Below are 26,068 nucleotides of genomic sequence, written 5' to 3'. Positions count from 1 at the left end.
AAGTCAACCAACTTCTGCAGACAAATATCCTCTCCTGAACGGCGCAATGCACCGTCTGCTGGTCCGATGCCACAAAAAAAAGCGGCGCACACGGCGCCGCTTTTCATGTCGAAGCACGTACGCTTCAGCCGTTGTTCACCACCAGCCGCGGCTCGCCCGCCGTCACCAGGCGTGCGCGGATCGAGGCGGCGATGCCCTTGGCGTCCAGCCCCACCGACGCCAGCAGCGCGGCCGGGTCGCCCTGGTCGATGAAGCTGTCCGGCAGGCCCAGGTTCAGCACCGGCTTGGCGATGCCGGCAGCGGCCAGCGCTTCCATCACGGCGGCGCCGGCGCCGCCCATGATGCAGCCCTCTTCCACCGTCACCAGGTAGTCGTGTTGTTCGGCCAGGCGCTTGACCAGCTCGACGTCGAGCGGCTTCACGAAGCGCATGTTGGCCACCGTCGCATCCAGTTCCTCGCCCGCTTTCAGGCTTGGCGCGACCATCGAACCGAAGGCCAGGATGGCGACGCCGTGGCCGCTGCGGCGCACTTCGCCCTTGCCGATCTCGATCGACTCGAGCTTTTCCTCAATCTGCGCACCGACGCCGGCGCCGCGCGGATAACGCACCGCGGCCGGGCCGGGATAGTGGTACGCCGTGGTCAGCATCTGGCGGCATTCGTTTTCGTCCGACGCGGCCATCACCACCATGTTCGGGATGCAGCGCAGGTAAGCCAGGTCGTAGTTGCCGGCGTGGGTGGCGCCGTCGGCGCCGACCAGGCCGGCGCGGTCCAGCGCGAAGGTCACGTCCAGGTTCTGCAGCGCCACGTCGTGGATCAGCTGGTCGTAGGCCCGCTGCAGGAAGGTCGAGTAGATCGCGACGACTGGTTTCACACCCTCCGTGGCCATGCCGGCCGCGAAGGTCACCGAATGCTGCTCGGCGATGCCGACGTCGTAATAGCGCTGCGGGTATTCCTGGTGGAAGCGCACCATGCCCGAACCTTCGCGCATCGCCGGCGTGATGCCGACCAGGCGTTTATCGACTGCCGCCATGTCGCACAGCCAGTTGCCGAACACTTCGGTGTAGGTGATCTTGCCCGGCGCGGTGGCCGGCTTGATGCCTTCCAGGTGATTGAACTTGCCGGTGCCGTGGTACAGGATCGGCTCGGCCTCGGCCAGCTTGTAGCCCTGGCCCTTCTTGGTCACCACGTGCAGGAACTGCGGGCCTTTCAGCTTCTTGATGTTTTCCAGCGTCGGGATCAACGATTCCAGGTCGTGGCCGTCGATCGGGCCGATGTAGTTGAAGCCGAATTCCTCGAACATGGTGGCCGGGACCACCATGCCCTTGGCGTGTTCTTCGAGCTTGCGCGCCAGGTCCAGCACCGGCGCCGGCAGCACGCTCTTGCCCACGTTCTTGGCGGCGGCGTAGAACTGGCCCGACAGCAGGCGCGCCAGGTAGCGGTTCAGGGCGCCCACCGGCGGCGAGATCGACATGTCGTTGTCGTTCAGGATCACCAGGAGGTTGCAGTCTTCTTCCACGCCGGCGTTATTCAACGCTTCGAACGCCATGCCGGCGGTCATCGAGCCGTCGCCGATGACGGCGATCGCATGGCGGTCCTCGCCTTTCAGCTTGGCCGCGGCGGCCATGCCGAGGGCCGCCGAGATCGAGGTCGACGAGTGGGCGGTGCCGAAAGTGTCGTATTCGCTTTCGTCGCGCTTCGGGAAGCCCGACAGGCCGTTCAGCTGGCGCAATGTGGGCATGCGGCCGCGGCGGCCGGTGAGGATCTTGTGCGAATAGGTCTGGTGGCCGACGTCCCACACGATGCGGTCGCGCGGGGTGTCGAACACGTAGTGCAGCGCGATGGTCAGCTCCACCGTGCCCAGGTTCGATGACAGGTGGCCGCCGGTCTTCGAGACCGACTCCAGCAGGAACTGGCGCAGCTCGTGCGCGAGCGGGGTGAGCTGGGTGCGCGGCAACTGGCGCAGGTCGGCGGGGTCGTTGATGTTCTCTAACAGGTTCATTTAGGCCTTCCGCTGCACGATCAGGTCCGCGAGTTCGCGCAGACGCTGTGCTTTGTCTCCGAATGGCGCCAGCGCATCATGCGCCTCGCGCCGCAGTTGCTCGGCCAGCGCGCGCGATGGCTCCAGTCCGAGGATCGACACATAGGTCGGTTTGTTGTCCGCCGCATCCTTGCCGGCGGTCTTGCCCAGCGTGGCCGAATCGGCGGTGGCGTCGAGCACGTCGTCGACCACCTGGAACGCCAGGCCGATGGCGGCCGAATAGGTATCGAGCGCCTGCAGTTCCTGCGCGTTCAGGTCGCGCCCGGCCAGCGCGCCCAGCACCACCGAGACGCGCAGCATGGCGCCCGTCTTGAGCTGGTGCATGCGCTCGAGCTCTTCGCGGCGCAAGGCCAGGCCGACGCTATCGAGGTCGATCGCCTGGCCGCCGCACATGCCGGCGGAACCGGCGGCTTGCGCCAGCAGGCGCACCATCTGCACCAGGCGCGCGGGCGGCACGACGGCGGTGTCGGTATCGGCCAGCACCTGAAAGGCCTGGGCCTGCAGCGTGTCGCCGACCAGCAGCGCGGTCGCTTCGTCGTAGGCCACGTGCACCGTTGGTTTACCGCGGCGCAGGGCGTCGTCGTCCATGCACGGCATGTCGTCGTGCACCAGCGAATACACGTGGATCATCTCTACCGCGCCGGCCACGCGCGCCAGCGCCTGCGCGTCGGCGCCGAACAGCGCGCCGGCGGCATACGCCAGCAGCGGGCGCACGCGCTTGCCGCCGCCGAGGGTGGTGTAGCGCATCGCTTCGTGCAGCTTGTGCGGCACGGCGCCGGCCGGCGGCAGGAAGGCGTCGAGCGCGCGCTCGACTTCAGCCTGGACTTCCTGGGTCCAGACGGCGAATGCCGGCGCCGTCATTGATGTGGTCATTGAGCACCCTCGTCGTCCGAGAACGGCTTGAGCATGTCGCCTTCCAGCACCTTGACCTGGGACTCGACCTTTTCCAGCTGGGCCGCGCAGTACTTGACCAGCTCCGAGCCGCGCGCATAGGCCGCGACCGAGGCTTCCAGCGGCAGCGCGCCGGATTCCATCTGTGTCACCAGCTGGGCCAGTTCGGCCATCGCCTGCTCGAAGGATTGCGGTGGCGTCGCCTTGGCAGGCGCGGCGTCCGCTGTCATATTCTTTGCCATAAGTCGGTAGTGTGAGGGCGCCCAGTTGTGCGCCATGGGTCAATCCAATCGCGTATTTTAGATCAATCCATCCCAGCAGGGGGCGCACATTGCACCAATCGCAACTCCCGGATTGGCCCGAATGTTCACAGAACCCTCCCCTTCGTCATGAAACCGATGTTTTTTCGGCAAATCTCAAGCTTCCTGCCGCCACAATCGCGCGCCGGCCCACGACGGTAGAGCCCGTTCCACGGTATAATCTCCGGTTCTGTCCGAAATACCGTATTCCTTCCAATAAAGATACTGGTCTTTGGATTCTTTTTCTCTTCTTTGGCTTGACGCTTAATGAAAAGGGGGGTTGGGATGTCCGATCTGGCTACCCACGCCAAGCTGGCGCGCTCGAACGCGCAGCTTCCGGTAAATGTGTACTTTGATGAAGCGCTGCTCAAGCGCGAGATGCAGCAGCTGTTTCAGGCGGGCCCGCGCTATATCGGGCACGAATTGATGGTGCCGGAGATCGGCGACTTTGCCACGCTTGCCGCCGAAGACGAAGGCCGCATGCTGGTGCGTAACGGTGCCGGCATCGAGGTGCTGTCCAACGTCTGCCGTCATCGCCAGGCGCTGATGTTCAATGGCCGCGGCAACGCCAACAACATCGTGTGCCCGCTGCACCGCTGGACCTATGACCTGAAGGGTGAGCTGATCGGCGCGCCGCATTTCGCCGACACGCCGTGCCTGAACCTGTCCAAGACCCCGCTCCAGAACTGGAACGGGCTGCTGTTCGAACAGAACGGCTACAACGTCATGGACAAGCTGCGCACCCTGTCGGTGACGAAGGACCTCGATTTTTCGGGCTATATGTTCGACCACGTCGAGATCCACGAGTGCGACTACAACTGGAAGACCTTCATCGAGGTCTACCTGGAGGATTACCACGTCGAGCCGTTCCACCCCGGATTGGGCAACTTCGTCTCGTGCGACGACCTGAAATGGGAATTTGGCCAGGACTACAGCGTGCAGACCGTGGGCGTGAATCGCGCGCTGCAGAAGTCCGGTTCGCCGGCTTATAAACGCTGGCAGGAGCAGGTCCTCAAGTTCAACAACGGCCAGCCGCCCAAGCACGGCGCGATCTGGCTGACGCTGTACCCGAACATCATGGTCGAGTGGTATCCGCACGTGCTGGTGGTGTCGACCCTGTGGCCGATCGGGCCGCAGAAGACGCGCAACGTGGTCGAGTTCTACTACCCCGAAGAGATCGTGCTGTTCGAGCGCGAATTCGTCGAGGCCGAGCGCGCCGCCTACATGGAGACCGCGGTCGAGGACGACGAGATCGGCCTGCGCATGGACGCCGGCCGCAAGATCCTGCTGGCGCGCGGCGTCAACGAAGTCGGCCCGTACCAGTCGCCGATGGAAGACGGCATGCAGCACTTCCATGAGTGGTACCGCAGCAGGAACGTGCTCTGACCCTGTTTTAGAAAACCGCAGCAAATCCGTTCGCGCGCCCTCCTCCAGCGCGCGCGAACGCCTCACCTGGATTCCCATGGCTTCACTCTGGATGCTGTTCGCCAGCTTCGCCTTCGCCGCGATGGGCGCGGGCGTCAAGCTCGCGTCCGAGTTCTACACCACCTCCGAACTGCTGATGTACCGTGGCCTGGTCGGCACCACCGTGCTGCTGTTCCTGGTGCGCCATAAGAAAGGCACTTTCAAAACGCCCTTCCCCCGCGCCCACCTGACGCGCAGCCTGGTCGGCGTGCTGTCGCTGTGGCTGTGGTTCTTCGCCATCAGCCGCCTGCCGCTGGCCACCGCCATGACCCTGAACTACATGGCGCCGATCTGGATCGCGGCCTGGATGTTCGCGCTCGGCTGGTGGACCAAGACCAAGCACGCGGAGTGGCCGCTGGTGGTGGCGATCGCGATGAGCTTCTTCGGCGTGACGCTGGTGCTGCAGCCGGCGGTGGAAAGCCAGCAGTGGCTGGGCGGCCTGGCGGGCGTGTGCTCGTCGGTGATCTCGGCGATGGCCTATATGCAGGTGCGCAACCTGGGCCAGCTGGGCGAACCGGAATACCGCGTGGTGTTCTACTTCTCGCTCACCACCACCCTGGTCGGTTTGACGATGACGCTGGCCGGCGATGGCCCGCAAGGCGCCGTGTTCCATTCGCACACGCCATACAGCCTGATGCTGCTGCTGGGCCTGGGCCTGGCCGCGCTGATGGCGCAGATGGCGATGACGCGCGCCTACCGCGTCGGCAAGGTGCTGGTGGTGGCCAACCTGCAGTACACCGGCATCGTGTTTTCCAGCCTGTGGGGCCTGGCGATATGGGGCGACCGCTTCGACTGGCACGTGTGGCTCGGCATCGCGGTAATCCTGGTCTCGGGCCTGGCGGCGACCTTCTACAACACGCGCAAGACGGCGCGCGGGGCGGTCGTCAAGGATACCGATCCGATCGCCAGCGAAACCTGAGCCGCTGCGCGGGAATCCAGCGCGCCGGCTTACGCCGCCAGTTCCGGCACCTGGTCACGCACCAGGTGGCCGATCAGGTCATCCAGCGGCATCGGGCGGCAGAACAGGTAGCCCTGCATGCAGGGAGCGCCGTTGTTTTCCAAAAAATGTACCTGCTCGGCAGTCTCGACGCCCTCCGCCACCACCCGCAGGCCGAGATGGGCGGCCATCGCGAGGATCGATTGCACGATCGCGGTGCCGTTGATGTCGTGCGGCGTATCGCGCAGGAAGCTCTTATCGATCTTTAACTCGTACAACGGCATCTTGCGCAGGTAGGCAAGGTTGGAATAACCGGTGCCGAAGTCGTCGATCGAAAAGCGGATGCCGAGCTGCGTCAGGTCGCGCATGCGCGCGGTGGTTTCGTTCAGGTCGTCCACCAGCATGCCTTCGGTGATTTCCAGGATCACCTGATCGGGTGGCACGCCTGTTTCGCTCAAGGCGGCGCGCACGGTATCGGCGAATTCGGGTTCGCGGAACTGGCGCGGACTGACGTTGATCGACAACGGCAGCGGATAACCGGCGCGTTCCAGTTCCAGCCAGGCGGCGAGCGCCTGGCGCAGCACCCAGTTGCCGATCGGGACGATCAAACCGCTGGCTTCGGCGACCGGAATGAACACGTCCGGCGGCACCAGCACGCCGTCGTCGCGGCGCCAGCGCAGCAGCACCTCGGCGCCGATCGGCGTGCCGACGCGGTCGACCTGCAGCTGCAGATGCACCGCCAGCTGGTCCTTGTCCAGCGCGTTGGCCAGGTCGCGCTCGAGCGTCAATGCGTTCTCGGCGTCGGCCAGCATTGCCGTTTCAAACAGGGCCACACCATTGCGTCCGACCGATTTCGCATGGTACATGGCGGTATCGGCTTCGCGCAGCAGGTCCTGCACGGTATGGGCTGGACGAATCGGCAAGGCCACGCCGATACTGCCCGACGACTGATAGATCTGGCCATCGATCTCGATCGGCTCGGCGAGCGCGGCGCCCACTTGCTCGGCCATTGCCAGAGCGGGGGCGGTGGCGGCATCGCCCGGCCCGAGGTTTTCGAGCAGCACGACGAATTCGTCGCCGCCGAGGCGCGCCACCGTGTCGCACTGGCGCACGGCGCCGCTCAGGCGCGCCGCCACATGCTTGAGCAGCGCATCGCCGGTGGCGTGGCCGCGGGCGTCGTTGACGCTCTTGAAGTTGTCGAGGTCGATGTACAGCACGGCGCCGTGACCGGCGCCGGCGTTGGCCCTCGCCACCAGCGTATCGAGCCGCTCCATCAGCAGGCGCCGGTTCGGCAGCCCGGTCAGCACGTCGTAGAAGGCCAGCTGGTGGATCGCCTCGGCGGAACGCCGCTGCTCGGTGATGTTGCGGCCTACCACGACCCAGTGGGTGATCGGCCCGCCTTCGCTGGCGAACGGGATCGTTTCGACCTCCACCCAGCACGGCTCGCCGGCCTTCGTGTAGTTCATGAGCTCGGTGCGTATCGGTTCGCAACGCGCCATCGCATCGTCCATGCTCTTGACGGCCTCGGGATCGGTGTCCGGGCCATGCAGCATGCGCATGTTTTTGCCGAGTATCTCGTCCACGCGATAACCGCTGTTGCGCTCGAACGAGGCATTGGCGAAGATGATCGGCTGCGTGCTGTCTTCGGTTACTTTGACGATCAGCACCATATCGTTCAGGTTGGCCAGCGCAGCCGAGGTCAGCCGCAATTCGCTGTTCAGCGCGTGCAGCCTGTCGCGTTTTTCTTCCAGCGATCCGGCGAAACGGCGCACATCGTTCAACGACCCCGACAGTCCTTTCAGCAGCGTGCCGCAGGTGTACGTGATGAAGCCGCCCACGCAAACGAAATTCAGCGTGAAGATGCCGACGCCAAACAGCGAATCCTGGGCGAAATCGGCGACCCTCAGGTCGCTATGCCCGGTCAGGCCGAGCACCAGCATGCTGAGTGCGCAAATGCTCAGTACGCCGAAAGCCGGGCGCATGCCGAGCAGAATCACGGTCATCACCGGCAGAGCCATCAGATAGCACAGGCCGAGCGTGCCGACGGTGATCATCGAACCGACCGCGACGCCGAACAGCATCGCCAGGTAGTTCCAGACACGCAGCCGGTAAGACAAACGGTCGAGGCGCCAGATGGCCATGATCCACGCAAGCGCCAGCCCATCCATCAGCGCTACTTCGGGAGACCCGTGGTGGATGGCCAACGCCGCGCTCGGCACCGCCGCGACAAGGGCCACGACGGGCACGATCGACATCAGCGAAGTAAAAATGCGAAATCGCCATTGGCAGATGTCGTCGAAGTGAACCATAATGTTTTCCAAACCCAAACAGATGCAACGTTGGCAATTTTTATTGCGCAAGTGAAATATAGTAGCATTGCATTGCAGGAACTCTTGTACGCCGGAGTACCGTCTGTATGTAGGCGTGATCTGGCATGACCCTGTCGAGTCGCTGATGTGCGGGTCGCGCTTCCCGGACGGGGTATTCGCATCCAGCCGTTCAGCGCGTGGTCGCTGCGACGTTCTACAATACGTGCAGGACGGCGCCGTGCCGTCGTCACGGACACCGATCCGATCTCCAGTGAAACCTGAGGAGTGCGCATGTACAAGACCCTGATCCCGGCCGCAGCGTTATCGAACCACATCGATGATCCGAAATGGGTCGTGGTCGACTGCCGCCATGACCTGATGAACCTCGCGGCCGGCCGCGAAGGCTATGCCATTGGCCACCTGCCCGGTGCGGTGTTCGCCGATATCGAGCACGTGCTGTCGGGCGCCAAACATGGTGCGGACGGGGTGTTCCGTGGGCGCCATCCCTTGCCTGAAAAAGAGGCGCTGGCCGAGGCGCTGCGTGCGTTCGGGATCGATGACGATTCTCAGGTGGTGGCGTATGACGCGCATGGCGGCATGTTCGCGGCGCGCTTGTGGTGGCTGCTGCGCTGGCTGGGGCATGAGGCGGTGGCGGTGCTCGATGGCGGGATGGCGGCGTGGCAGGCGGCCGGGCAGGCGTTGACGACCGAGGCGCCGGTCAAGCCGCGCGGCGCGTTCAGCGTGCGGGCGCCGTTCGTGCCGACCGTGACCGTTTCCGAGGTGATGGACAACCTGGAGCATGGGCAGCGCATCGTCATCGACGCGCGCGCGGCCGATCGCTTCCGCGGCGAGAACGAGACCATCGATCCGGTCGGCGGGCATATTCCGGGGGCGAAGAACCGCTTCTTCAAGGATAACCTGCAGGCGGATGGGCGGTTCAAGCCGGGCGAGCAGCTGCGTGAGGAGTTCGGGGCCCTGGTAGACGATCCGGCGCGGGCGATCATGCAGTGCGGGTCGGGGGTGACGGCTTGCCACAATCTGCTGGCGCTGGAAGTGGCCGGGATGCCGGGGGCGGCGCTGTATCCGGGGTCGTGGAGCGAGTGGGTTGGCGATCCGTCGCGGCCGGTCGCCAAAAACTGAATTGGTTTGCCGGCGCGGTCAAGCACGCAGCCTTTGAAGGCGCGCTGGACCAAGGCTTTACATGACTTTCACTTCGACCGGCGACGCCTGACGGCCCAGACAATCGACATCAGGATTGCGAAATACAGAGCGATGTCGGCGGTCAAGGCCCATGGGTGCAGATTGTCCTCGAAAAACGCGAGCTGTCGCTGTACGGAGATGCCTGGCGCATCAACCAGATACGGAACCGGAAAGCCGCCCTTCAATGCGGGCTTATAGCAGGGATCCATGCCAGCGGGTCCGCAAACGTTCCCGTATTGGATGAGATCAGGACCGATACGCTCTATACGCACCGACAAGAGGGTCAACGTGATCGCAGCGATGAGGACCAGCACCATGCGGCCCAGTGTCGATAAGGTGTTTTTCATGGCGCTTGATGCACGCTTTCATGGATTGGTCGATGTACGCTTCCGGCCGGTTGCTGTCAGTCGAGTGTACGACAGCGTTCGACCCGGGCTCTTATCAGCTACAAGGAAGGTCTGCGCGTCTTCGACAAGCCTTGGCCTACTGACCCTCTTGGCGTACGAAACGGCCGGTCGCTAAAGGCCGACTTGCGCTGCCGACAAATCGGGCGACTCCATCACTTCGCACCAGACGGAAAATCCGCCGGAACTGCCAGTTGTTCAAGCAGTTCCTCGACGATGGCTCGACCTTTCAAGGCTTGTCTCCACCGTTCTGGAATGGCTTGCTCGCCATAGAATATGCCTGCCAGACCGCCGGCGATGCAGGCCGTGGTATCTGTATCGTTGCCGAGAGCGATCGCTTCGCGAACGCAATCCTCATAGTTATCCGTCGCAAGCACGCATCGTATCGCCGACCAAAGACTGTCGACGACATACCCGGACCCCATTGACGGGTCCAGGCGGCCGTCCAGGATAATGCCAAGCTCCGTTTTCTCTGCCGGGTTGAGGGCTTCCTCGAGAGTATCTTGCGCATAATCGAGTGCGTCGACGGGCCCTTTACCTTCGACCATCTGCCATGCCATCAGCGAATAAAGGGCGCAAGCCAGTTGTGAACGTAGATGAGCATGTGTTGGCAGACTTTGGCGCCTGGCGCGGTCGATGATATTCGTCGCGGTCGATGGCGATATGAATGCGCATGGAAGCGTCCGCATCAGTGAACCATTGCCATTGTTCCAATCGTCGAACGGACTGCACGTAAGTGGATTACCGTGCAATGCGTAAATCCGAAGCGCCTGCATTGTCTGGTTACCGATATCGAAAACTCTTCCGTCTGGCGTCATGGAGCCATTGCGGTACCAGTCCAACAAGCCATCGGTGAATCGCCGAAGGTCGAGCGATTCGCACTCGACAAGAGACTTCAATAGCGTCAGCGCTTGCGCGCCATCGTCACTCCAGGTCCCTTCAGGGACGCCGCTATGCGCCCGGGCAAAGCTGCTCGGCGGAGACATGTCGATCAGGTGTCGTTCAGGGATGCTTGCTGGCGGCGAAAATTCATAAGGCACCCCCAGGGCATCCCCGACCAGCAAACCGTAAACTCCACCGCGGATTCGATCCAATTTCGCATGCATGACGAAGCCCAATCACAAACAGGTCTGGCAGATGGTTTTACTCTGAATTGTCGCGGTCGGGTTGTCGATAGCCCGGCTTCATGCGGCCGATTCGCTGTGAACGATAAATGCCTGCGTGGCCTGAGAACAGATAGCTGACCACGCATGCCATCATCGCATACACGCCGATTTCGGCCCCAAACAATTCCATCGCCATCAGCGTCGACGCCAGCGGCACATTGGCTGCCCCCGCGAACACCGCCACGAAGCCAATCCCCGCCAGCAGCGCGAACGGCATGTGCAGCAGCGGCGCCAGCGCATTGCCCAGCGTGGCGCCGATGTAGAACAGCGGCGTCACCTCCCCACCCTTGAAACCGGTCCCCAGCGACAGCACCGTGAGCGCCATCTTGGCCAGCCAGTCATACCACGCAACCGGCTGCTGGAACGATTCCACGATCACCGGGATGCCCAGGCCGATGTAGCGCTCGGTGCCGATCAGCCAGACCGCGACGGCGACGATCAGGCCGCCCACGAACGGCCGCAGCGGTGCGTACGCAATGCGGGCACGCATCCAGCAGCCCAGCGCATGGGTCGATGCGGCAAACGCACGCCCGACCAGGCCGAACACGGCGCCGGCCAGCATCATGGCGCCGACGCCCCATGCCGACAGCGGCGGGATCGCGTCCAGCGGATAGTGGGTGTGGCGCACGCCCCACCACAGGCCGACCGCATCGGCCGTCACCGCCGCCACGAGACACGGCAGGATGGCGTCGTGACGCAGGCGGCCGATGACCAGCACCTCGATGGCGAATACGGCGCCGGCCAGCGGCGTGCCGAATACCGAGGCGAAGCCGGCGGCGATGCCGGCCATCAGGACGATGCGGCGGTCTTCCAGGCCGAGCTTGAAGCGGTGCGTAATTTGATCGGCCAGGGCGCCGCCCATTTGGACGGCGGTGCCTTCACGGCCGACCGAGGCGCCGAACAGGTGAGAGATGACGGTGCCGCCCAGGACCAGCGGCGCCATGCGCAGCGGGATGGTCTGTTTCGGGTCGTGGATCTCGTCGATCAGGAGGTTGTTGCCGAATTCGGCGCGGCCGGCGAAACGCAGGTAGATCCAGCCGACCGCGAAGCCGGCGATGGGCAGGAGCCAGATCAGCCAGGGGTGGGCGCTGCGGGTGCCGGTGGCCCAGTCGAGGGCGAAGAGGAAGAAGGCGGAGGCGGTGCCGGCGAGCACGGCGACGGCGAGCGAGAGGGGGAGCCATTTGGCTACGTGTCTCAGAAGCGCGATCAGTTCGGAGGGTTCTCGACGGTTCATGCCACGTTCTACATTATTGGCTGTTCACAGGACTTAGGGGGCGTAATGCCATTGGCATTACGCCCCCAAGTTCGCATCGCAGCCGCTAACGCAAACAGCACTGCGTACGACCGTTTAAAACGCGTGCAACGCCACCACCGCCGCCACGCCCAACGCGATCAACAGCACCTGCGGCACCGACTCCTTCACCGTCGAGCGCCGCTGCATCTGCGGCATCAGATCGCTCACCGCAATATAAATGAACCCCGACGACGCAAACACCAACACGTACGGAATCAGACCGCTCGCCCGATCCAGCGTGTAGTAGCCAAGCAGACCGCCCACCACCGCCATCAGGCTGCACAACAGATTGAACACATACGCCCGCAAGCGCGAGAACCCGGCATTGAGCAGCACGATGAAGTCCCCGATCTCCTGCGGAATCTCGTGCGCCACGATCGCCAGGGCGGTGACGATGCCCAGCTCCGGGTCGGCCAGGAACGCCGCCGCGATCAGGATGCCGTCGGTGAAGTTGTGCATGCCGTCGCCGAGCAGGATCATCCAGCCCGACTTGCCCGCCTCGCGCGCGTCGTGGCCATGCGCGTGGTGATGACCGTCGCCCTCGTGGTGGTGCGAGTGGCGCAGCAGCGCCACCTTCTCGAGCAGGAAAAACGCCAGCAGGCCGCCCAGCAGCGTGGCGAACAGGCTGTGGGTGTCGGCGCCCGAGTCGAATGCTTCCGGCAGCGCGTGCAGCAGCGAGGTCGCCAGCATGATGCCGACCGACAGGCTGACCATCTTCTCCACCGCCTTGGACAGCAGCGTAAACGAGAAGAAGGCAGCCCCGGAGATGCTGACGACGCCGGCGATGACGGTCGCCAGGAGGATGGAGCCCAGTGTCGGGTCTAAAAGCGGAGCGATTTCGAAGCCTCTTGTTCTTTACTTGCGACGAGCCGCAAAACCGGACATTGTACCGTCCCGCGCCTGCGGCCGTGCAAGCCGTGCGGGCCTCACGCCACGCCGTGCTGGCGGAACCAGGCCAGCGCGCGGTTCCAGCCGTCCTTGGCATCGGCCGCGTTGAAGCTCGGACGGTAGTCGGCGTGGAAGGCGTGGCCCGAATTCGGGTACACGTGGATGCTCGAGCGGCTGTTGCCCTTGTCCAGCGCGGCGCGCATGCGCTCGACCGATTCCAGCGGAATGCCGGTGTCCTTGCCGCCGTACAGGCCGAGCACCGGCACCTTCAGGTTCTGCGCCACGTCGATCGGGTGCTTGGGCGAATTCGGCGTCGCCTCGCCCACCAGCCGGCCGTACCAAGCCACGCCGGCCTTCACGTTCAGGTTGTGCGCCGCGTACAGCCAGGTGATGCGCCCGCCCCAGCAGAAACCGGTGATGCCCAGCTTCTCGGTATTGCCGCCGCGCTGCTTGGCCCAGGCCACCACGGTGTCGAGGTCGGACATCACCTGCGCATCCGGGGTTTTGGAAATGATGTCCTTCATCAGGTCGGCGATGTTCGCCACCTTGGTCGGGTCGCCCTGGCGCACGAACAGGTCCGGCGCGATCGCCATATAGCCCTGCTTGGCGAAGCGGCGCGCCACGTCCTTGATGTGCTCGTGCACGCCGAAGATCTCGGAGATCACCAGGATCACCGGCACGTCCGTCTTGCCGCGCGGCTGGGCGCGGTACACCGGCACGTCCTGGCCGTTGATGACCAGGATGCTGTCGGCTGCGTCCAGGCCGTCGGTATCGGTCTGGATCATCGTTTGCGCCGCCACCGGCAGCGCCGCCGCGGCGAAGCCGGCGCCGGCCGCCACTTTCAGGAAGTCGCGGCGCTTGGGGCCGTCGGTGTAGGCGCTCGCGCCGAGCAGGCTGCTCGCGTCGTTGACGAGATCTTTCATGGTCATCCCCTTATCAATGTTGAACACGGTGTTGAACAGGCTTGCCAGTTTAGCATCGGGACTGATAAGCCATGCGCAGCGCACGGATGAGTAAAAAACAATTGAATTATCAATAATGAATGGTGTGGTGCGTCATTACAACGCTATACTTTTTTTTCGTTTATTTTTAAGCCTAAAGGATAGATACTTTCTTTGCGGAATTTCCCGTTTCAACGGATCAACGATATGCTGTTAACCAACTTACGCATCGGCTCCCGTCTGGCTTTCGGTTTCGCCCTCATTCTCGTTCTCGCGCTGGCCGGCACCGCCACGGCGCTGTACAACACCCACACCAGCGCAGCTGCCACCAAGGAAATGATGGACAAGCCGCTGACCAAGGAACGCCTGGTTTCGGACTGGTACGTGCTGACCTATTCCGCCATCGCGCGCACCTCGCTGATCTCGCGCAGCACCGATAGCACCCTCGCCACCGTGTTCGCCAAGCCGATCGCCGACAGTGTGACCGACACCACCGCCATCCTCAAGAAGGTGGAGGTTTTGCTGGATTCGCCGGAAGAAAAAGAAACCCTGCAGACCATTCTTACGCTGCGCAAGAAGTACCAGGATGGCAAGGTCGCGGTGATGGATGCGCGCAAGGCCGGCGACGGCCCCGGCGCCGAGCGCCAGTATGACGAAGTGTTCGCCCCGGCCGCGGCAGCCTACGGCGCCAAGGTCCAGAGCCTGCTGCACCTGCAGCGCAAGGCCATCGACGATACGGCGCACAAGATCGAGGCCGCCAATGCGCGCAGCACGCGCCTGGTGATCCTGCTCGGCGTGCTGACCGTGGCGCTCGGTTCGGTGTGCGCCTTCCTGATCACGCGCAGCATCATCGCGCCGCTCGGTTCCGCCGTGGCGGTGGCCGAAACGGTCGCCGCGGGCAACCTGGGCAACCACTTCGGCGACTACCCGCGCGACGAAGTGGGCGACCTGATGCGCGCCCTGCACAGCATGAACGATGCGCTGGTGACGGTGGTCGCGCAAGTCCAGCACGGCACCACCGCGATCTCCACCGCCTCCACCGAGATCGCCGCCGGCAACCTGGACCTGTCGGCGCGCACCGAGCAGCAGGCCAGCTCGCTCGAAGAAACCGCCGCCTCGATCGAGGAACTGACCTCCACCGTGCGCCAGAACGCGGACAACGCGCTGCAGGCCAACGGCCTGGCCAGGACCGCATCCGAAGTGGCCGAGCGCGGCGGCGCCATCGTCGGCCAGGTGGTCGACACCATGGGCTCGATCGACGCCTCGGCGCGCAAGATCGCCGACATCACCGGCNCCGAAGTGGCCGAGCGCGGCGGCGCCATCGTCGGCCAGGTGGTCGACACCATGGGCTCGATCGACGCCTCGGCGCGCAAGATCGCCGACATCACCGGCGTGATCGACGGCATCGCCTTCCAGACCAATATCCTGGCGCTGAACGCGGCGGTGGAAGCGGCGCGCGCCGGCGAACAGGGACGCGGCTTCGCCGTGGTGGCGGCCGAGGTGCGCAACCTGGCGCAACGCTCGGCCAGCGCGGCCAAGGAAATCAAGACCCTGATCGGCGACTCGATGACCCAGGTGAATGCCGGGACCACGCTGGTGCAGCAGGCCGGCGCCACCATGGGCGACGTGGTGTCGAGCGTGGCACGCGTCACCGACATGATGGCCGAGATTACCAGCGCCAGCCAGGAGCAGCGCGCCGGCATCGACCAGGTGAACGTGGCCGTGACCCAGATGGACCAGATGACGCAGCAGAACGCGGCGCTGGTGGAGCAGGCCGCCGCGGCGGCGGCCAGCATGCAGGAACAGGCGGCGCGCCTGGCGCAGGTGGCGGCGGCGTTCAAGCTGGCCGACGCCGGCGCCTCCGGTTCAACGGCGCGGCCGGCGCTGGCGAAACGCGTGGCGCCGGCGCTGGCTGCGGCCTGACGATGGCCGTCCGGGCGGCGATTCACGCTCGTTCAGGCAGAGGCAGGGGAATGTGCGCGGCGACGGACGGCTGCTCGCCTCAATCGCTGCCTGCATCGAGCCTGGCCAGCCTGCCTTCCTTCACGCGGTACCAGGGACGCGGCGCCGCGCGCCCAGCCCGCCGTAGTATCGTGCCCACGACCAGCGGCGGCGCAGCCATCAGCAGCGTCATCAGCAGCGCCGCAAGCGGGGGCGCTCGGAAAAAGAGCACGACGCCGGGCAGGTACACCAGCGCGATCAGCGCCGCGATGACGTACAGGGCGGTGCCGACGATGACGCACAGTCGTGCGAAGAAATGGCTCATGCGCCCATCTTAATCCGGCGCCGCGATCGGCGCCATGCCCCTGTCCGCTCGCAAGCCGCCTGCGCTGCGCTCACGCGCCGGCGAGGGTATATCCGCCATCCACCATCAGGCTCTGCCCCGTGACGAAACGCGCTTCGTCGCAAGAGAGCCACACCGCGACGTCGCCGACATCGGCCGGCTGGCCGGCGCGACCCAGCGGCGTGACGGCGGCAAAGCGCGCCAGCGCCTGCTCGTCGCCCAGGCGGTAGAACATCGGCGTGTCGATGACGCCCGGGTAGACGTTGTTGATGCGGATGCCTTCCGGACCCGCCTCCAGCGCCACCGACTGCATCATGGCGTCGATGCCGGCTTTGCTGGCGGCGTAGGCCGACGCTCCCGCCACCGGCCTCCTGGCCAGCCAGGACGAAGTGTTGACGATGGCCCCGCCCTGCCCGCCCGCGCGCATCGCCGCGACTTAGTATTTGAGGCACAGCCGGGCGCCTTTCAGGTTGGTGGCCACCACGGCATCGAAGTCTGCTTCGTCCAACTCGCCGATCGGTGCGAACTTGCCTTCGACGCCAGCGTTGTTGAAGGCGATGTCGAGGCGGCCGTGGCGGCATCCGCCTTGGCGAAAGCCTGGACCAGGACATGGTCGCGGTGCGCGTGACTGACCGGTTGCGCTCGATCGTGGTCGGTTCGCCCGCCTATTTCGCCAGCAACCCAGCGCCGCTCGTCACGCCCGAAGACCTGCACGCACACGCCTGCATCGGCTACCGCGCCAGCGGCAGCCGCACGCTGTACAAATGGGAATTCGAGCGCGACGCGCGCGTGCTCAATATCGCGACAAGCGGGCCGCTGGTGCTCGACAACCACGACCTGCTGGTCAAGGCGGCGCTGGCCGGCGCCGGGCTGGCGTACGTGATCGAAGCGGCGGTGACGGAGCACCTGGCGGCCGGACGCCTGGTGCGCGTGCTGGACGACTGGTGCGCGCCGTTCGACGGCTTCTTCCTGTACTACCCGAGCGCGCGCCAGATGTCGCCGGCGCTGCGCGCGCTGTGCGGCTGGCGCCGCAAGGCAGCACCTAGACAGCGCCAAGGAACGGCGGGCGCTCAGTGCCCGGGCGCGAGCACGCCCCCCTCCTTGTCGTGCACGGCGAAGCGGTCGATCATCATGGCGCTGGCTTCGTTCAGGCCATGCACCTCGACCGTCGCGCCGGCGCGGCGCAGCTTGAACACCACTTTGTCCAGGGCGCCGACCGCGGTGATGTCCCAGAAGTGGGCGTGGCTGACATCGATGTGCACGTGCTGCGGCACGCCGCCGTAGTCGAACGCGTGGAACAACTGGTCGGCCGAGGCAAAGAATACCTGGCCGGCGACCCGGTAGCGGCGCACGCGGCCGTCCTCCCCGTCGTGCACGCTTACCGACAGCATGCGGCCGACCTTCTGGGCGAAGAACACGCCCGACAGCAGCACCCCGGTGAGCACGCCCTTGGCCAGGTCGTGGGTGGCGACCGTAACGACGACGGTGGCCAGCATCACCACGCTCGAGCTGACCGGATTGGCGCGCAGGTCGCGCAGCGAAGTCCAGCTGAAGGTGCCGATCGACACCATGATCATGACCGCCACCAGTGCAGCCATCGGGATGCGCTGCACCCATTCGCCCAAGAACACCACCAGTACCAGCAGCACCACACCGGACGTCAGCGTCGACAGGCGTCCTTGCCCTCCCGACTTCACGCTGATCACGGACTGGCCGATCATCGCGCAGCCCGCCATGCCGCCGATGAAACCGGTGGCGATGTTGGCCAGGCCCTGGCCGACGCATTCGCGGTTCTTGTCGCTGGGAGTATCGGTCAGGTCGTCGACGATGGTGGCCGTCATCAGCGATTCGAGCAGGCCGACGACCATCAGCGTGACCGAATACGGCAGGATCGTCGCCAGGGTGTCGAGGTTGAACGGCACGTCGGGCAGCAGGAACGACGGCAGGCTGTCCGGCAGTTGGCCCATGTCGCCCACGGTGCGCACGTCCAGCCCGAGCGCGATCGACGCCGCGGTCAGCACCACGATCGCCACCAGCGGCGAAGGCACGGCGCGCGTCAGGCGCGGCAGGCCGTAGATGATGGCCAGGCCGGCCGCGGTGATCGCATACACGTGCCACGTCACGCCCGTCAGTTCCGGCAGCTGGGCCAGGAAGATCAGGATCGCCAGCGCATTGACGAAGCCCGTGACCACCGAGCGCGAGACAAAGCGCATCAGTCGGCCCAGGCCGACCCAGCCCGCGGCAACCTGCAGCACGCCGGCCAGGATGGTGGCGGCCAGCAGGTAGTCCAGGCCGTGCTCCTTGACCAGACTGACCATGACCAGCGCCATCGCGCCGGTGGCGGCCGAGATCATGCCCGGCCGGCCGCCGACGAAGGCGATCAGCGTGGCGATGGAAAACGAGGCGTACAGGCCGACCTTGGGGTCGACGCCGGCGATGATGGAAAAGGCGATGGCTTCCGGGATCAGGGCCAGCGCGACCACCAGGCCCGCCAGCAGATCGTTGCGGATATTCGAGAGCCACTCCTGGCGAATTGTTTGTAGAGACATAGGGGTCCTTCCCGGCCCGGATCCGGCGATCGACGGGCAGAATGCAAATGGATGAGCGATCCGGGCGGCGCCAGGCGGCGCTGCCGGCGACGAGCCGACGCAAGAAAGCCGGTGTCGCATCGACGACATCCAGCCATGATGGTCAGCGGGGAACGGGAAGGATCAGGGCGGGGTAACCGAGCAAAAATACCCGCGAGGCAGTTCGGAGCCAGGGAAAGATACCGCTTCCAGGATGTTCTGGACAAAGCGCGCCCATTCCACGCTGACGGGAGCGTGAACTGGTGGCTGGCACATTGGGCGCGGTGCGATCATGGCCGGTATTTTGCAGTGCAACAAGGCGCTGCGTCAAGGCGCCAGTGTCGCGCCTTCAGGTATCGCGAAGCCATGACACGCCTCTCAGGCCGTTTTCTTCTTGCGCGACCAGGCAAGCGAACCGAGACCGCACACGATGCCGACGGCAAGCGCGCGCCCCCACTCGGGTTGCTGCGCACTACTGAGCAAGCCTGTATAGATCAGGGTGCCTGTCGCGGTGCCGAGCGCCGTGCTCAAAAAATGTTTCATGTCCCTGCTCCATCCTTATCAACCAAAATGATATCAATGCCGCCGCTGAGCATGTTCGCGCACGACCGGGTAGGCGTCCAATAGCGCGCGCAGCGCGTTCGCATTGCCTTCCGGCGGCCAGCCCCTCACTTCATCGACCACGCGCCCGTTCTTCAACAGGAAGAACATCGGGACGCTGCGCACGTTGACGCTGGCCCATTCGCGATGGCTGAACGGGATATGCATGGGCAGCGCCGGATTGGCCGCGTTCCAGTCGGCGACAAGTCCGAACGGGATCGGCGCTGCGGGCGGGACGGTGATAGTCAGCCCGGCCTGCTGCAGTCGCGCGCGCAGGGCGGCATCGTTGCGTAGCGCCTCCAGCGCGCGGCGCGAAGGCTGGCAGTGCACGTCGACCACCATCACCAGTTCGGTGCCGGCGGCGACTGGCAGATCCTTGCGCGTGAGCGTGTGGCTGGCGCGGTCGTAGTCGAACACGCTGCAGCCGGCGAATGCGGCGCCCAGCGTATCGACCACCTGCGGCACCGCGTTCGGGGCCAGGTGCGAATGGGGGGCGATGAAGGCGCGCGCCTGCCCGAACTCGCGCGCCGCGATCAGGGCGTGCAACACCGTATCATCGAGCGTGCGGCGGGTATCGACGCCACGCCGCGCGAGTTCGCGGTGCACGCGCAGCAGGTGCGCGAACGCCGGCGAGCCGGGATTGACCAGATTGGTGAACGCGGCGGCGTTGAACAGCAGCAGCAAGTCGCCCGGCGGCTGCGCGCGCAGGCGCTGTTCGCGCATCCTGTCGCCGAACAGGGCCAGGTAAGTATCGATGGATTTGTCCGAGGCCAGCGTTGTAGCGCTTGCAGATTGCGGCGATGGATCGGCGGACCTGAGCGCGTTCTCCAGCTGCCGCCAGTCGCGCGCGACGGCATCGGAAGGCGGCATGCGCAGCGGCGCGCCGACCAGCTGGCGCTCGAGCATGGGGAAGTACGCTTCGCTGTCGAGAAAGACCAGCACGGCGCGCAATTCTTCGCGGTTCAGCTCACGCACCAGGATCCCGCTCGGCAGGCTGGGCAAGCCATCCTCGCGGAACGACGCGGACAGCATCTCGGTGACGACCTGTTTGCCATAGGGCGTCAGCGCATCGAGCGGGGTTGCACGATTTGAAGCGAGCAGCGCCTGCCACTGCGCCTGGGTGCGCACGACGAGTGGTTGGGACACCACTGGGGCGGCCATGGCCTGGGCACAGCCGATGACTGCGCACATGAACAAGACCCGCAGCTGCATTGAATCGAGCACTCTGGTTTCCGATCGAGGATGACCGGGAAAGAGTAGCAGACGCGGTCGAGGGAGTTATGCGCGCATTGTCACCATGATGGGTGCAGCCTCAGTGCGCCTCTTCCCAGTTCTTGCCCACGCCGGTCTCCGCCAGCAGCGGCACGTTCAGCCTGGCCACGCCCGCCATCAGTTCCGGCAGCTTGACGCGCACCAGTTCCAGTTCGGCGTCCGGCACTTCGAGCACCAGTTCGTCGTGCACCTGCATGATCATGCGCGTGCCCAGCTTTTCGCTCTCGATCCAGCCCTGCACCGCGATCATCGCCAGCTTGATCAGGTCCGCCGCCGTGCCCTGCATCGGCGCATTGATCGCGGCGCGCTCGGCGCCGGCGCGGCGCGGGCCGTTCGGGGAATTGATCTCGGGCAGCCACAGGCGGCGGCCGAACACGGTCTCGACGTAGCCGCGCGCCTTGGCTTGCAGGCGCGTCTCGTCCATGTATTGTTTGACGCCCGAGAAGCGCGCGAAGTAGCGCTCGATGTAGTTGCTGGCGGCGCCGCGCTCGATGCCCAGGTTCTGGGCCAGGCCGAAGGCGCTCATGCCGTAGATCAGGCCGAAGTTGATCACCTTGGCGTAGCGCCGCTGCTCGCTCTGCACTTCGTCGCCCGGGATGCCGAAAATTTCGGCGGCGGTGGCGCGGTGGATGTCCTCGCCCTCGGCGAAGGCTTTCAGCATCGCGGCGTCGCCCGAGATGTGCGCCATGATGCGCAGCTCGATCTGCGAGTAGTCGGCAGAGACGATCATGCTGCCCGGCGGCGCGATGAAGGCTTCGCGGATGCGGCGCCCTTCGGCGTTGCGCACCGGGATGTTCTGCAGGTTCGGCTCGTTCGACGACAGGCGGCCGGTGATCGCCACCGCCTGCGCATAATTGGTGTGCACGCGGCCGGTGTTCGGGTTGACCATCTTCGGCAGCTTGTCGGTGTAGGTCGACTTCAGCTTGGACATGCCGCGGTGCTCGAGCAGGAGTTTCGGCAGCGGATAGTCTTCGGCCAGCTTCTGCAACACCTCTTCGTCGGTGGACGGCGCGCCGGTGGCGGTCTTCTTGATCACCGGGAGACCCAGCTTGGTGAAGAAGATCTCGCCGATCTGCTTGGGCGAGCCGAGGTTGAACGGGCCGCCGGCCGCTTCATAGGCCTGCTGTTCCAGCTCCATCATGCGCTTGCCCAGTTCTCCCGACTGCACGTCCAGCAGCGCGCTGTCGATCAGGACGCCGTTGCGCTCGATCTTGTGCAGCACTTCCATGGTCGGCATCTCGATCTCGCGGTAGATGCGCGTCAGGCCCGCGTTTTCTTCGACGTGCGGCAGCATGGTCTGGTGCAGGCGCAGGGTGATGTCGGAGTCTTCGCCCGCGTATTCGGTGGCGCGCGCCAGTTCGACCTGGTCGAAGCAGATCTGCTTGGCGCCCTTGCCGCACACGTCGACGTAGGGAATCGTGGTGTAGCCCAGGTGGCGCATCGCCATCGTGTCCATGTCGTGCGGCTTGTGCGACTCGAACACGTACGACTGCAGCAGCGTGTCGTGCACGATGCCTTTCAGGGTCACGCCATGGTTGGCGAAGATGTGCATGTCGTACTTCAGGTTCTGGCCCAGCTTCGGCTTGGCCGGGTTTTCCAGCCATGGCCGCATTTTCTCCAGCACGTGCTCGCGCGAGAGTTGATCGGGCGCGCCGGCGTAGCGGTGCGCCACCGGGATGTAGGCGCCCTTGCCCGCTTCCACCGACAGCGAGATGCCGACCATTTCGGCCGTCATCGGGTCGAGCGAGGTGGTTTCGGTGTCGACCGAGGTCAGTGGCGCGGCGTCGATCAGCGCCAGCCATCTGTCCAGCTGTTCGTCGGTGAGGATGGTCTCGTATTCGCCCTTGATGACCGGCATGCCGGCCAGCGTGCCCTGCGCACCTTCGGGGGAATTCAATGGGCCGCCACCCGGCGCGCTGCCGGCGGCCGGACGCACGCTGCCGTCGTTCGGGCGGGCGCCGCCCAGGTCGCGCAGCATGGTCTTGAAGCCGTAGCGCTGGAAGAAGTCGCGCAGGCCTTCGGCGTCCTCGGGACGGCCGACCAGGGTTTCCTCGAACGAGACCACGTGCTTGACCAGGTCGCAGTCGGTCTTCACGGTGATCAGTTCGCGGCCCTTGGGCAGCCACTCCAGCGCCGCCTGCAGGTTGGCGCCGACGGCGCCGCCGATGCTGGCCGCATTCTCGATCACGCCATCGAGCGAGCCGTGCAGGCTGAGCCACTTGACCGCGGTCTTGGGGCCGCACTTGGCCACGCCCGGCACGTTGTCGACGGTGTCGCCGACCAGGGTCAGGTAGTCGATGATGCGGTTTGGCGGCACGCCGAACTTGGCCAGCACGCCGGCTTCATCCATGCGCTCGTTGGTCATGGTATTGATCAGCATGACCTTGTCGTTGACCAGCTGCGCCAGATCCTTGTCGCCGGTCGAGACCACGGTCTTCATGCCGCGCTGGGTGGCCTGCACCGCCAGGGTGCCGATCACGTCGTCGGCTTCGACGCCTTCGACCATCAGGATCGGCCAGCCCATCAGGCGCACCACTTCGTGGATCGGTTCGATCTGCTTGCCCAGGTCTTCCGGCATCGACGCGCGCGTGGCCTTGTATTCGGGATACAGGTCGTCGCGGAAGGTCTTGCCCTTGGCGTCGAACACGCAGGCGATGTAGGCGGCCGGGAAGTCGGCGCGCAGGCGGCGCAGCATGTTGACCATGCCGTGCATGGCGCCGGTCGGGAAGCCGTCCGGGCTGCGCAGGTCGGGCAGCGCGTGGAAGGCGCGATAGAGATAACTGGAACCGTCAACGAGCAGCAGGGTATTGTCCATATGGGGCGAATTCAGGGTCGGGCATTGAGGGGCGCGGAGGGTAGCGTCGGAATGCAACGCCGGGTGGCGGAAACCGCGCGCCGGAGTAGCCATCATTATCGCAGAATCCGGATGAGGGGAAGCACGTCAGGGCCGCGGCCCGATCCCCGTTTTCGGCGCAGGCGCCCGGCCAACTCATTTCACAGGTCAGCTGCGCTGTTTGCTACAATGGACTAAACGACATTAGGTGATTAACATGCTGCGCACGACTCCCCGCCTCGCCCTCCTGACACTGTGCCTGTTTGCCCATGCCGGCTTCGCCGCGGCCCAGCAGACGGCGACGCAACAGCAGACGCCGACGCAGCGCGCGCAGCCGGCTGCAGCGGCAACTCAGCCGCAAGCCCGGCCGGCGCAGCAACAGGGGCGTTCGCTGCAGGAACCGCCGCAGCTCGAGCGCATCGAGCCGGGCAGCGACGTGCCGGCCACCACCATCGAGCCGCGTCCGCGCACCCGCATCACCGAAAAGCGCGCCAACGACGGCCAGGTCACCGAAGTCGAAGTGCAGAGCGGCCCGAGCCGCTACATCATGAAACCCAACGTTGCGGCCGGGAATGCCCAGCCGGGCGACGCCCAGAGCAGCGGCATCCGCGCCCCGCAATGGCAGGTCATGGAATTTGATTTCGGCAATCCCAAGAAACAGGAAGCCGCGGAAACGGTCAACCCGGCCCCGGCGCGTCCGGGCGTGCCGGGCCGCGCCGACGCGCCGCCGCCGCCGGCGCTGGAGCCAACCACCAAACAATGAGCGTGCCGCCGCGCCTGCCCCCACGGCGCGCGGCGCACCCGATCCCAACACCTTTTTTGCTAGCACATGGCAGTTTTTACCGCGGTCTCGCTGGATGACCTTCACCAGTGGATCAAGCAGTTCCCGCTCGGCCAGGCCGTCGGGCTCGAAGGCATTTCCTCCGGCATCGACAACAGCAATTTTTTCCTGACAACTGAGACCGGCCAGTATGTACTGACCATCTTCGAAAACTTGCGCTTCGAGCAGCTGCCGTTCTACGTCGGCCTGATGGCGCACCTGGCCGCGCGCGGCATCCCGGTGCCGGCGCCGGTCGCCAACCGGGATGGCGAACTGGTGGTGCTGCTGCACGGCAAGCCGGCCATCATCGTCAGCCGCCTTAGTGGCGCTTCCCAGCTCGATCCGCAACCGGTGCACTGCGCCGAAGTCGGCTGCATGCTGGCGCGCATGCACCTGGCGGCGCAGGATTTCAGTCTGCAGCAGCCGAACCTGCGCGGCCTCGACTGGTGGGTGGATACCGCGCCTGCCGTGCTGCCGTTCCTGAACCAGGACGAAGCAAGCTTGCTCGTCAGCGAAGTCGCCTTCCAGCGCGATGTCGCCGGCCAGGCAAGCTACGCGCAATTGCCGCGCGGCCCGGTGCACGCCGACCTGTTCCGCAATAACGTGATGTTCGAGGGCGAGCGCCTGAGCGGCTGCTTCGACTTCTATTTCGCCGGCGTCGACACCTGGCTGTACGACGTCGCCGTCACCGTCAACGACTGGTGCATCGACCTGGCGAGCGGCGAGCTCGATCCGGCGCGCGTGCGCGCCCTGCTCGACGCCTACCACGCGGTGCGGCCATTCACGGCGACCGAAGCCGAAGCCTGGCAGCCGCTGCTGCGCGCCGGGGCGCTGCGCTTCTGGCTGTCGCGCCTGTACGACCTGCATCTTCCGCGCGCGGCCGAGCTGCTCACGCCGCACGACCCGACCCATTTCGAACGCATCCTGCGCGAGCGCATCGCCCATCCGGCGCCGCCGCTCCCGTCGTCTGCAACTGCATCTGCTCCTGTATGAACACTCTGCCTGCAATGACCGGCTGGACCTGGCTCAAGGGCGGCGCCCGCCTGTTCCGCCAACAACCGGCGGCGCTCACCACGCTGCTGTTCGCCAATATCCTGTTCAGCATCCTGATCAGCTCGGTGCCGCTGCTGGGCGCGATGATTGCGGTGGTCCTGATCCCATCGTTCTCGATGGCCTTCATGCAGGCCTGCCTGATGATCGACAGCGGCCAGCGCGTGACGCCGGCGGTGGCCCTGACCGGCTTTCGCAAGCCGCTGCTGCCGCAGCTGTGCAAGATCGGGGTGATCTACCTGGGCGTGTCGCTGGTGCTGACCGTGATCGCGCGCTTCGTGATCAGCGAACAGTTCTGGGAGCAGGTCGCGGCCCAGAGCCAGACCGGCACTCCGGCCCAGGTGCAGGGATCGGACATCCTGGCCCTGTTCGTGTTCATCGCGCTGAACGTGCTGACGCTGATCGCGCTGTGCTTCGCACCGCCGCTGACCCACTGGCAGAAGATGCCGCCGTTCAAGGCGGTGTTCTACAGCTTCTTCGCCGTGGTGCGCAGTGCCCGCGTGTTTCTGGTGCTGCTGCTGGCGTGGTTCGGGCTGTTCTTCGCAATCTGCTTCGTGCTGACCATGCTGCTGGGCGGCAGCAGCATCGCGCGGGTGGCGATCATGTGGCTGATCTTCCTGTTCGTACTGTTGCTGCAGTGCTCGATGTATGTGGGATATCGGGAGATTTTCGGCAAGCCGCAGGATGCGGTGGCGTCGGAGGGCAAGGTTAATCTCGATAAGTAGACAAGTAAGTTACCCTAGAGACCGTCATTGCTTCCATTGGTCGCAATGACTTCCCGCGCAGGCGGGAATCCAAGTTTCTACGCGCA

Annotated in this window: 20 protein-coding genes and 4 pseudogenes; 8 read left to right on the top strand and 16 right to left on the bottom strand. The window is 65.1% G+C overall.

Translation table 11 applies throughout. From position 1 onward, the window contains the following. Nucleotides 1–124 precede the first annotated feature (124 nt). Genes dxs through QPK27_RS10985 form a run of 3 tightly spaced genes read right to left on the bottom strand, consistent with a single transcriptional unit; the run spans nt 125 to nt 3,159 of the window. Nucleotides 125–1,999 (bottom strand): 1-deoxy-D-xylulose-5-phosphate synthase, encoded by a 1,875-nt coding sequence (dxs, locus tag QPK27_RS10995; protein WP_290418274.1) that lies wholly within the window; start codon nt 1,997–1,999, stop codon nt 125–127. Next, nucleotides 2,000–2,899, bottom strand: coding sequence for a polyprenyl synthetase family protein (locus QPK27_RS10990; protein WP_290418311.1), 900 nt, complete (start codon nt 2,897–2,899; stop codon nt 2,000–2,002). 8 nt (nt 2,900–2,907) lie between these two features. Next, the gene (locus QPK27_RS10985; protein WP_374047049.1) at nt 2,908–3,159 is read right to left on the bottom strand and encodes an exodeoxyribonuclease VII small subunit; all 252 of its coding nucleotides are present in this window, start codon (nt 3,157–3,159) and stop codon (nt 2,908–2,910) included. Nucleotides 3,160–3,513: 354 nt separating this feature from the next. Between QPK27_RS10985 and QPK27_RS10980 the strand changes: the two genes are divergently transcribed. Together QPK27_RS10980 and QPK27_RS25455 are read left to right on the top strand one after the other, a co-directional pair. Next, nucleotides 3,514–4,614, top strand: a complete 1,101-nt coding sequence (locus QPK27_RS10980) for an aromatic ring-hydroxylating dioxygenase subunit alpha (protein ID WP_290418272.1) — start codon at nt 3,514–3,516, stop codon at nt 4,612–4,614. Beyond that, a pseudogene (locus tag QPK27_RS25455) lies at nt 4,583–5,083 on the top strand (EamA family transporter); the annotation flags it as partial. The gene QPK27_RS10980 and the pseudogene QPK27_RS25455, both read left to right, overlap by 32 nt. On the opposite strand, the pseudogene QPK27_RS25450 reads toward QPK27_RS25455, so the two are convergent. Both QPK27_RS25450 and QPK27_RS10970 read right to left on the bottom strand, forming a co-directional pair. Then, nucleotides 5,035–5,157, bottom strand: a pseudogene (locus QPK27_RS25450) (hypothetical protein); the annotation flags it as partial. The pseudogenes QPK27_RS25455 and QPK27_RS25450 overlap by 49 nt on opposite strands. Nucleotides 5,158–5,640: 483 nt before the next feature. Further along, entirely contained in the window at nt 5,641–7,938 is a 2,298-nt protein-coding gene (locus tag QPK27_RS10970) for a putative bifunctional diguanylate cyclase/phosphodiesterase (protein ID WP_374047048.1), read from the bottom strand. Nucleotides 7,939–8,229: 291 nt separating this feature from the next. Here QPK27_RS10970 and QPK27_RS10965 point away from each other — a divergent pair, with 291 nt between their 5' ends. Further along, a complete protein-coding gene (locus QPK27_RS10965; RefSeq protein ID WP_290418269.1) occupies nt 8,230–9,078 on the top strand; it encodes a sulfurtransferase in 849 nt (282 codons plus the stop codon). Nucleotides 9,079–9,146: 68 nt separating this feature from the next. On the opposite strand, the gene QPK27_RS10960 is transcribed toward QPK27_RS10965, so the two are convergent. The 5 genes from QPK27_RS10960 to QPK27_RS10940 form a co-directional block, all read right to left on the bottom strand. Continuing rightward, complete coding sequence (locus QPK27_RS10960) at nt 9,147–9,485, bottom strand: hypothetical protein (protein WP_290418268.1); 339 nt, start codon at nt 9,483–9,485, stop codon at nt 9,147–9,149. A gap of 212 nt (nt 9,486–9,697) precedes the next feature. Then, nucleotides 9,698–10,648, bottom strand: coding sequence for an ADP-ribosylglycohydrolase family protein (locus tag QPK27_RS10955; protein ID WP_290418267.1), 951 nt, complete (start codon nt 10,646–10,648; stop codon nt 9,698–9,700). 37 nt (nt 10,649–10,685) lie between these two features. After that, nucleotides 10,686–11,942: a voltage-gated chloride channel family protein gene (locus QPK27_RS10950; protein ID WP_290418266.1), complete on the bottom strand. Its 1,257-nt coding sequence runs from the start codon at nt 11,940–11,942 to the stop codon at nt 10,686–10,688. A gap of 114 nt (nt 11,943–12,056) precedes the next feature. Then, nucleotides 12,057–12,716: a ZIP family metal transporter gene (locus tag QPK27_RS10945; RefSeq protein WP_290418265.1), complete on the bottom strand. Its 660-nt coding sequence runs from the start codon at nt 12,714–12,716 to the stop codon at nt 12,057–12,059. A 212-nt stretch (nt 12,717–12,928) separates the two neighbouring features. Beyond that, entirely contained in the window at nt 12,929–13,813 is an 885-nt protein-coding gene (locus tag QPK27_RS10940; RefSeq protein WP_290418264.1) for a dienelactone hydrolase family protein, read from the bottom strand. Between the two features lie 225 nt (nt 13,814–14,038). On the opposite strand from QPK27_RS10940, the gene QPK27_RS10935 reads away from it, so the two are divergent. Continuing rightward, nucleotides 14,039–15,754 (top strand): methyl-accepting chemotaxis protein, encoded by a 1,716-nt coding sequence (locus QPK27_RS10935; protein ID WP_290418263.1) that lies wholly within the window; start codon nt 14,039–14,041, stop codon nt 15,752–15,754. Between the two features lie 79 nt (nt 15,755–15,833). Here QPK27_RS10935 and QPK27_RS10930 read toward each other — a convergent pair whose 3' ends face one another. Further along, a complete protein-coding gene (locus QPK27_RS10930) occupies nt 15,834–16,097 on the bottom strand; it encodes a hypothetical protein (RefSeq protein ID WP_290418262.1) in 264 nt (87 codons plus the stop codon). A 70-nt stretch (nt 16,098–16,167) separates the two neighbouring features. Further along, nucleotides 16,168–16,800, bottom strand: a pseudogene (locus QPK27_RS10925) (SDR family NAD(P)-dependent oxidoreductase). On the opposite strand from QPK27_RS10925, the pseudogene QPK27_RS10920 reads away from it, so the two are divergent. Further along, nucleotides 16,725–17,087: pseudogene (locus QPK27_RS10920) on the top strand (LysR substrate-binding domain-containing protein); the annotation flags it as partial. The pseudogenes QPK27_RS10925 and QPK27_RS10920 sit on opposite strands and share 76 nt — an antisense overlap. 98 nt (nt 17,088–17,185) lie before the next feature. On the opposite strand, the gene QPK27_RS10915 reads toward QPK27_RS10920, so the two are convergent. The 4 genes from QPK27_RS10915 to polA form a co-directional block, all read right to left on the bottom strand. Next, nucleotides 17,186–18,664 carry a SulP family inorganic anion transporter gene (locus QPK27_RS10915; protein WP_290418261.1) on the bottom strand — a complete coding sequence of 493 codons (1,479 nt, stop codon included), beginning with the start codon at nt 18,662–18,664 and terminating at the stop codon, nt 17,186–17,188. Nucleotides 18,665–19,060: 396 nt separating this feature from the next. Further along, complete coding sequence (locus QPK27_RS10910) at nt 19,061–19,225, bottom strand: hypothetical protein (protein ID WP_290418260.1); 165 nt, start codon at nt 19,223–19,225, stop codon at nt 19,061–19,063. 33 nt (nt 19,226–19,258) lie between these two features. Further along, on the bottom strand, nt 19,259–20,428 hold the full coding sequence (locus tag QPK27_RS10905; protein WP_290418259.1) for a hypothetical protein: 1,170 nt from the start codon (nt 20,426–20,428) through the stop codon (nt 19,259–19,261). A gap of 166 nt (nt 20,429–20,594) precedes the next feature. Further along, a complete protein-coding gene (polA, locus tag QPK27_RS10900) occupies nt 20,595–23,369 on the bottom strand; it encodes a DNA polymerase I (protein ID WP_290418258.1) in 2,775 nt (924 codons plus the stop codon). 235 nt (nt 23,370–23,604) lie between these two features. On the opposite strand from polA, the gene QPK27_RS10895 reads away from it, so the two are divergent. The 3 genes from QPK27_RS10895 (at nt 23,605) to QPK27_RS10885 (ending at nt 25,982) form a co-directional block, all read left to right on the top strand. Continuing rightward, nucleotides 23,605–24,150 carry a hypothetical protein gene (locus tag QPK27_RS10895; protein ID WP_290418257.1) on the top strand — a complete coding sequence of 182 codons (546 nt, stop codon included), beginning with the start codon at nt 23,605–23,607 and terminating at the stop codon, nt 24,148–24,150. Nucleotides 24,151–24,216: 66 nt separating this feature from the next. Then, nucleotides 24,217–25,200: a homoserine kinase gene (locus QPK27_RS10890; protein WP_290418256.1), complete on the top strand. Its 984-nt coding sequence runs from the start codon at nt 24,217–24,219 to the stop codon at nt 25,198–25,200. Beyond that, a complete protein-coding gene (locus QPK27_RS10885; protein WP_290418255.1) occupies nt 25,197–25,982 on the top strand; it encodes a BPSS1780 family membrane protein in 786 nt (261 codons plus the stop codon). Before QPK27_RS10890 ends, QPK27_RS10885 begins: the two co-directional genes overlap by 4 nt. The last annotated feature ends 86 nt before the right edge of the window (nt 25,983–26,068 follow it).

Origin of the sequence: Massilia sp. YIM B02443 (assembly GCF_030411955.1) — a bacterium.
Classification (GTDB): domain Bacteria; phylum Pseudomonadota; class Gammaproteobacteria; order Burkholderiales; family Burkholderiaceae_D; genus Telluria.
This window is presented reverse-complemented; position numbering and strand designations above follow the sequence as displayed.

Excerpts from the sequence above, each read along its gene's own strand:
- QPK27_RS10945 (WP_290418265.1), bottom strand. The coding sequence starts at position 12,716 with ATGGTCAGCCTGTCGGTCGGCATCATGCTGGCGACCTCGCTGCTGCAC.
- QPK27_RS10940 (WP_290418264.1), bottom strand. The coding sequence starts at position 13,813 with ATGAAAGATCTCGTCAACGACGCGAGCAGCCTGCTCGGCGCGAGCGCC.
- QPK27_RS10965 (WP_290418269.1), top strand. The coding sequence starts at position 8,230 with ATGTACAAGACCCTGATCCCGGCCGCAGCGTTATCGAACCACATCGAT.
- QPK27_RS10950 (WP_290418266.1), bottom strand. The coding sequence starts at position 11,942 with ATGAACCGTCGAGAACCCTCCGAACTGATCGCGCTTCTGAGACACGTA.
- QPK27_RS10980 (WP_290418272.1), top strand. The coding sequence starts at position 3,514 with ATGTCCGATCTGGCTACCCACGCCAAGCTGGCGCGCTCGAACGCGCAG.
- QPK27_RS10895 (WP_290418257.1), top strand. The coding sequence starts at position 23,605 with ATGCTGCGCACGACTCCCCGCCTCGCCCTCCTGACACTGTGCCTGTTT.
- QPK27_RS10890 (WP_290418256.1), top strand. The coding sequence starts at position 24,217 with ATGGCAGTTTTTACCGCGGTCTCGCTGGATGACCTTCACCAGTGGATC.
- QPK27_RS10915 (WP_290418261.1), bottom strand. The coding sequence starts at position 18,664 with ATGTCTCTACAAACAATTCGCCAGGAGTGGCTCTCGAATATCCGCAAC.
- QPK27_RS10910 (WP_290418260.1), bottom strand. The coding sequence starts at position 19,225 with ATGAAACATTTTTTGAGCACGGCGCTCGGCACCGCGACAGGCACCCTG.
- QPK27_RS10985 (WP_374047049.1), bottom strand. The coding sequence starts at position 3,159 with ATGACAGCGGACGCCGCGCCTGCCAAGGCGACGCCACCGCAATCCTTC.
- QPK27_RS10990 (WP_290418311.1), bottom strand. The coding sequence starts at position 2,899 with ATGACGGCGCCGGCATTCGCCGTCTGGACCCAGGAAGTCCAGGCTGAA.
- QPK27_RS10930 (WP_290418262.1), bottom strand. The coding sequence starts at position 16,097 with ATGAGCCATTTCTTCGCACGACTGTGCGTCATCGTCGGCACCGCCCTG.
- polA (WP_290418258.1), bottom strand. The coding sequence starts at position 23,369 with ATGGACAATACCCTGCTGCTCGTTGACGGTTCCAGTTATCTCTATCGC.
- dxs (WP_290418274.1), bottom strand. The coding sequence starts at position 1,999 with ATGAACCTGTTAGAGAACATCAACGACCCCGCCGACCTGCGCCAGTTG.
- QPK27_RS10970 (WP_374047048.1), bottom strand. The coding sequence starts at position 7,938 with ATGGTTCACTTCGACGACATCTGCCAATGGCGATTTCGCATTTTTACT.
- QPK27_RS10885 (WP_290418255.1), top strand. The coding sequence starts at position 25,197 with ATGAACACTCTGCCTGCAATGACCGGCTGGACCTGGCTCAAGGGCGGC.
- QPK27_RS10955 (WP_290418267.1), bottom strand. The coding sequence starts at position 10,648 with ATGCATGCGAAATTGGATCGAATCCGCGGTGGAGTTTACGGTTTGCTG.
- QPK27_RS10960 (WP_290418268.1), bottom strand. The coding sequence starts at position 9,485 with ATGAAAAACACCTTATCGACACTGGGCCGCATGGTGCTGGTCCTCATC.